The organism is Kitasatospora sp. NPDC056076 (genome assembly GCF_042266305.1).
GTDB lineage: Bacteria > Actinomycetota > Actinomycetes > Streptomycetales > Streptomycetaceae > Kitasatospora.
On sequence record NZ_JBHJWG010000104.1, the window covers coordinates 1 to 5,297 of the forward strand.

Consider the following 5,297-nt stretch of genomic DNA (forward strand, 5'->3'; position numbering starts at 1 on the left):
GGGCGGCGGGGCGGGGCGGGCCTGGGGTGGCCCGGGTGGGGGTTATGTCCGTGCGGCGGCCGGGTGGTCCGCTGGCGGCGCCGCCCGGGGCCCGGCCCCGGGACGGCGCCGGGGCTGAAGAACTCCCGCTCCGTGGCAACGCGGTACGGCAAGCGCGGCCACGTCTTCCTCGGCACCGTCACTGCGGCCGCGCTCGTCATCTGGCTCCGGTCCTGACGAAAGCTAAGACCGGTCACCATCCCGGATCGGCGGGGCGCTGGTGGCCCGCATGGCACGAGGCTGCCGTTCCTGTCGACGACCGCGGCGTCGTTGGCCGAGTTCACCCACACCGTGATGCCCTGAGTATGGACAACTACGTTGAACGGTGACTCCTCGGGCTCCAGGTCCGTCACCACAGTGAACTCCTCGCCGGGACGCATCCAATGGTCAGTTCCCCAGGGCTCCACCCACGGGCAGAGCATGCTCTCGGTCTCGTTGCTCACGCTGCTCTTCGACACGCCAGCACCCTGATGAGCACCATGATCGGCCGGACAGTCCTAGCTAGCAGGACGCCCCGCCCCGCGCGCTCATGGACTCGGCAGCCTTCAGCAGGAGTGCGGCGAGCTGGTCCGGAACGGTGACCATGCAGTCGTGCCCGCTACGCAGCTCCCACACCTGCGACGGGCTGCCGTTGGGCTGCGTCGTGGGAACGGCCCGGTGGCGGGCGGCGGCACGCTCGGGCTCGGGCTCGGGCTCGGGCTCGGCGCCGACGCACTCGACGTGCACGCGGGGGATGGCGGCCGCGGCCGGGTTGTCGAGTCGGACCGGCTGTTCGAAGCAGCGCGCCGACTCGTCCGAGAGCATGGTGCGCAGCCAGGCCACGTCCGCTGGGTCGGTCACCCCGAACAGGCCTGTGGCGCCTGCTCCTTCGGGGAGGGGCGGGATGCGCCAGGGTGTGTCGGTGCCGGCGGCGAGGTCGAGGAGCTGCTGGGTCATGGGGAGGACGTCCAGCACGGACTCGCCGTCAGCGGGAACCATCGCGTCGACGAAGACCAAGGCGCCGACGCGTTCTGGAACTTGGTGGGCAACGGCGGATATCACCATGCCGGCGTAGCTGTGCCCGACCAGCACCGTGTCGGTGAGGTTGCCGTCGTGGAGCAGCGCGGTGATGTCGGCGGCGTGGGTGTCCAGGCCCACGTCCGGGCCGAGCAGGTGGGCTCGCTCGCCGTGGCCGGTGAGCGAGGGGGCGAGCACCCGGTGCCCGGATCGGGTCAGCAGGGGCGTGACCCGGTCCCAGACGCGCCCGCTGTGCCAGGCGCCGTGGACGAGGACGAAGGTTTTTGTGCGCGGTGTGCTACTCATGGCACAGGACGCTACAAAGCCCTCAGGCACCTCCAGGTACCTGAGGGCCTTGGTACCGTCGACCCATGCCTGAGCATGACTTGGCGCAAGACGTCTTCCTGGCCGACTGCCCGGCCCGGCTCGCGGTGGAGATCATCACCAGCAAGTGGGCGGTCGTCGTCCTGTTCGCGCTCAGCCGGCGGCCGTGCCGGCACGGCGAACTCGTCGGCCTCGTCGGCGGCCTCTCGCGCAAGGTGCTGACCCAGACGCTGCGCAAGCTGCAGGGGTACGGACTGGTGGAGCGCCGTCCGCACGCGAGCGCGCCGCCATCGCCTTCGCCGTACACCGAGTACGCCTTGACCGGTCTCGGCCTGACCCTCGTCGAGCCGATCGCCGCCTTGACGGACTGGGCGCGGTCGTACGGCGAAGCGGTCGCCGACTTCCAGGAGACGGTGCAGGCGCCCGCACGGTGACGCCGCGCCACCCCCGCCAACCGCTGAAGGCCCTCTCCTTCGGGTCACGCCAGCCGGTCGCCGCCGATGCACGCACCTGGGCGGCGCCTACCCGCAGCGCCAGCCGCTGATGTCACAACCGACGTGATCGGCTGGACAGACCCTGGGCGACCGAGGTGGAGTTCCTGCTGCCGGGCGGCCGGCGCAAGGTGCGCCCGGACGCGGTGTGGCAGGCTCCGGAGATCGGGGTGCCGGTCCTGATGGTCGAGGTCGACCGCTCGACCATGGCGCCGGAGCGGGTCGCGGCGAAGTTCACCGCCTACCGCGAGCTGTTCCGTACCAAGGTGAAGAGCACCGATCCCGCGCTGGCCGAGCAGGACCCGGCCGACTGCACGGTGCACTGGTGGCGCCGCACCTACCCCGGCCCCCACACCCGGCCCGGCTACCCGCCGGTCGCCCTGGTCGTCAGCGGCGCCGGGCCCGTCGCCCTGGCAGGCCGCCAGGAGGCCGTGGCGGACCTGTCGGCCGAGTGCTGGCGCGGCACCGGGTGGACCGTGACCCAGGATGACAACGACGGCGACGGCTGGCGCGAGTACGACGACGTCGTGCCCGTCCTCGCGACCACGCTGGAGCTGCTGGCCGAGTACGGCCCTCTCGGCCCCGTCTGGTGGCGCTACGGCCGCCCCGGCCGGCACTCCCTGCTCGACGCGCTGGAGAACCCGGACAACCGCGCCGCCTACGACCAGCGCCAGAAGGCCCGGGAGAAGAAGGCCCGCCAGGAGCACCGGGAGTGGATGCGCACCCTCGCCTGCGCCGACTGCGGCAACGTCCCGAAGAAGGAGAGCACCTGGCACTACGGCCCCGACGGCCTCCGCGTGGAGTGGACCCGCCAACCCGGCGACCGCTGCTGGACCTGCCACCAGGAACGAGAGGAACGCCTGGAGCGGGAGGCCCAGGAGCAGCTGGAAGCGGCCCGGGCGGCGAAGGCCGCGCTGCGCCCGTGCTGGACGTGCCGGGGCTCGATCGGCGGGAAGGAGGGCTCGAAGCTGGAGCTGACCGAGAAGGCCGGCCCGGGTCGGCTGGAGTGCCCGAAGTGCGAACAGGACCGCGCCGTCAAGGACTTGAGCCCGCTGGTGCTGCCCGCCCCGACCAAGCGCGAGCAAGTGGCCGCGCTGGTCTCCACCCCGGATGACCCGTGGTGGGAAGACCGGCTACTGCACGCCAAGCTCTACCCGGCGAAGGGCCGCCGGGTGTGACCTGTTGGTTGTGGTAGGCGTGAAATGGCCTCTCTCGCGGTGTTGTCTGGACCTTTGGTTGTGCCTGTTGGGGGGTGTCTGGTGGGTGGTGCCGGGTGGCTGGTGTGGTGACTGTATGTGGTGGTGGGTGGGGGTTGGGGGCCAGGCCGGGCCGGTTGCGGCGTGGTGGGCTGTTTTCGGGGGTGAATTCCGCCGGGTATTCCGCCCGGTTGTTTTGGTGGATTGGCCGCTGGATGGTGGTGTGAATTCGGGTTGGATTTGCTGGGTTAGGGTGGTGGCGGGGGTTGGTGTTCGGTTTCGCCAAGGCCGGGCCCGCCGTCCGGGCCCGGCCTTGGCTGCGCCGCCGTCCCGGGCCCTGCTGCTGCGCCTGCTTGGCCGCCGTCGTTCCGGGTCCGCCGTCCGGGCCTCGCTGTGCCGCTGCTGCCGTCCCGCCGTGTTGCCCTGCCGGCCTCGCTGCGCCGCCGTCCGGGCTGTGCCAGCCGCTGCGCCTCCTGGCTGGGCGGTTGGGTGGCCGTCAGGCCGCCCTGGGGGTCGTTCTGGTGGTGGGTGGGTGCGACAGGGTGTGGAGCGGGGAGCCGGTCATGCTGGTTTCTTGTGGGTGTAGCAGTGGTGAGCGGCGAGGTCGCACCTGTTGTGCATCTTGACCGCGGACCGGGTGAGGGGGCCGTCGGCCGGGTGGGGTCGGTCCGGCCGGCGGCGGGGGCTCAGTGGTGGAGCAGGTGCTGTGCGAGGAGGGTGACGGGCAGGGCCCCGGCGGCGCCGGCCGCGCCGAGGAGCGCTCGGCGGCCCAGGACCCTGGCGTGGGACCGCCACCGCTGCCCGCGCGCCCTGGTGGGAGCCGCGAGCCGTTCCGGCGTAGGTTTCATGGTGATGCTCCTGTTGGTGAAGACGGGGTGTCGGCTGGGGAGCCCCGACCAGCGCCGGCCAGCGCTGGTCGATCACGGGGCTCCCCGGGCCCTGTCAGGCCGTCAAATACGGCCCGGTTGCCGGAAATGTACTGCCCGTGAGTACTCCACGCGGCGCCCGTCCAGGTCCGCCCTGAGGTACGCCCCGCCGTCCTGCTGCTGGGCCTGGTCGCCGTCCTGGTCGGCCGCCAGGCCGTCTCGCTGCGCCCGTCTCGGGGGTCCGGCCGCTGCCCGCCGTGTCCGCGCCTGCCCTGGTGGCGTCCCGCCCGCTGGCAGGTCGGCCTGCTGCTGCGCCCTGGCCGCCGTCCTGGCTCGGTGTTCGGTTTGGTGTCGCTGCTCCGGGAATTGCTCGGTTGACGTCGAGCGGGATTTCCTCGGCGGTCTGGAACGGCGGTTGCCGTGTCGGCGCGGAGGGCCGTAGGCCCCTTTCCTGTGTGCCTGAATTCGATTTCCGTCCGCTGCGTCCCGCAAGGCTTTACGATTGCCGCCTGAAAGGGATTGGAAATAAATTCGCATTCTCGCCTGGAGCGCGGCCGGATAGAGCCGGTATGGACGGTTGCTGCGAGGTTGTCTGTTCGGGTCTCGCGCTCGTCCGGGGACCGGTGTGACTGAGCTGTGCGGTGCTCGTTTAAGCGCCTCTGAAAACGCCTCCGGATATGCTTCGAATTCCGGTTCGGAGTCTGCGGTCGAGGGCCCGTCAGGGACCGCCATAGGGGCCGGGGAGGCCCGAGCCGGACCGGAGGCCCACCGGCGCCCTCCGAGGGCCGCAGGCCCTGCCCCAGGGGCGGCGGATGGGCCGTCAGCCCAGCAATCAGGCGGCGGACCGGCCACCTGCCGGGACCCCGGCCGGTGCCCGCGGCTGGGACGGGGAGGGCGCGGGGCAGGGAGGCTGGCCCACCTCGGCGTACCGCCGGGGCGTAGCCCCGGACGCCCCGAAGGGGTGGGCCGGCGCCCGGGGCACGGTGCTTTCTCCGGGGTTTTCCGCCATATCGTCAACGGCAGGGTTCGGGGATTCGGGCCGCCCCGTCAAGGGTGGGCCCCGTACCGGAAATTCGCGCCATATCGTCAACGCCCCGGCCCCGACCGGAGGGAGGGGCTGATACCCGAAATTCACGACACATCGTCAACGCCCCTCATAGCGGGCCGCAGGCCCGTGCCCGATCACCCGTCACATGAGGCCCCGCCAGGGGCCGTCACCCAACCAGCTATTCGCCGCAGGCGAATAGGCCCCAGCCCCCGCCCGGCGCGGCCGGGCCCCGAGGCGCAGCCTCGGGCCACCACCCACGGTGACGCCGCCAGGCGGCACCCCCGCACCTGGCGGTGCGTCAGCACCGCCGCAGGGCCGCCAGGCCCTGCCTAAGCCT

5 protein-coding genes are annotated in these 5,297 nt (G+C 72.0%); 3 read left to right on the top strand and 2 right to left on the bottom strand.

Annotated features, from left to right (window positions below):
• Positions 1-216 (top strand): hypothetical protein (locus ACFC1T_RS38015; protein WP_375897289.1); only part of this gene is annotated, 216 nt, incomplete at its 5' end.
• A gap of 324 nt (positions 217-540) precedes the next feature.
• On the opposite strand, the gene ACFC1T_RS38020 is transcribed toward ACFC1T_RS38015, so the two are convergent.
• Positions 541-1,341, bottom strand: a complete 801-nt coding sequence (locus tag ACFC1T_RS38020) for an alpha/beta fold hydrolase (RefSeq protein ID WP_375897292.1) — start codon at positions 1,339-1,341, stop codon at positions 541-543.
• Between the two features lie 65 nt (positions 1,342-1,406).
• Between ACFC1T_RS38020 and ACFC1T_RS38025 the strand changes: the two genes are divergently transcribed.
• Entirely contained in the window at positions 1,407-1,793 is a 387-nt protein-coding gene (locus ACFC1T_RS38025) for a winged helix-turn-helix transcriptional regulator (RefSeq protein WP_375897295.1), read from the top strand.
• Between the two features lie 155 nt (positions 1,794-1,948).
• The gene (locus tag ACFC1T_RS38030; RefSeq protein WP_375897297.1) at positions 1,949-3,028 is read left to right on the top strand and encodes a replication-relaxation family protein; all 1,080 of its coding nucleotides are present in this window, start codon (positions 1,949-1,951) and stop codon (positions 3,026-3,028) included.
• A 704-nt stretch (positions 3,029-3,732) separates the two neighbouring features.
• Here ACFC1T_RS38030 and ACFC1T_RS38035 read toward each other — a convergent pair.
• A complete protein-coding gene (locus ACFC1T_RS38035; RefSeq protein ID WP_375897299.1) occupies positions 3,733-3,894 on the bottom strand; it encodes a hypothetical protein in 162 nt (53 codons plus the stop codon).
• Positions 3,895-5,297: the final 1,403 nt, after the last annotated feature.

What these genes read in the sequence shown, in the direction of transcription:
- ACFC1T_RS38020 (WP_375897292.1), bottom strand. Translation starts at nt 1,341, where the DNA reads ATGAGTAGCACACCGCGCACAAAAACCTTCGTCCTCGTCCACGGCGCC.
- ACFC1T_RS38025 (WP_375897295.1), top strand. Translation starts at nt 1,407, where the DNA reads ATGCCTGAGCATGACTTGGCGCAAGACGTCTTCCTGGCCGACTGCCCG.
- ACFC1T_RS38035 (WP_375897299.1), bottom strand. Translation starts at nt 3,894, where the DNA reads ATGAAACCTACGCCGGAACGGCTCGCGGCTCCCACCAGGGCGCGCGGG.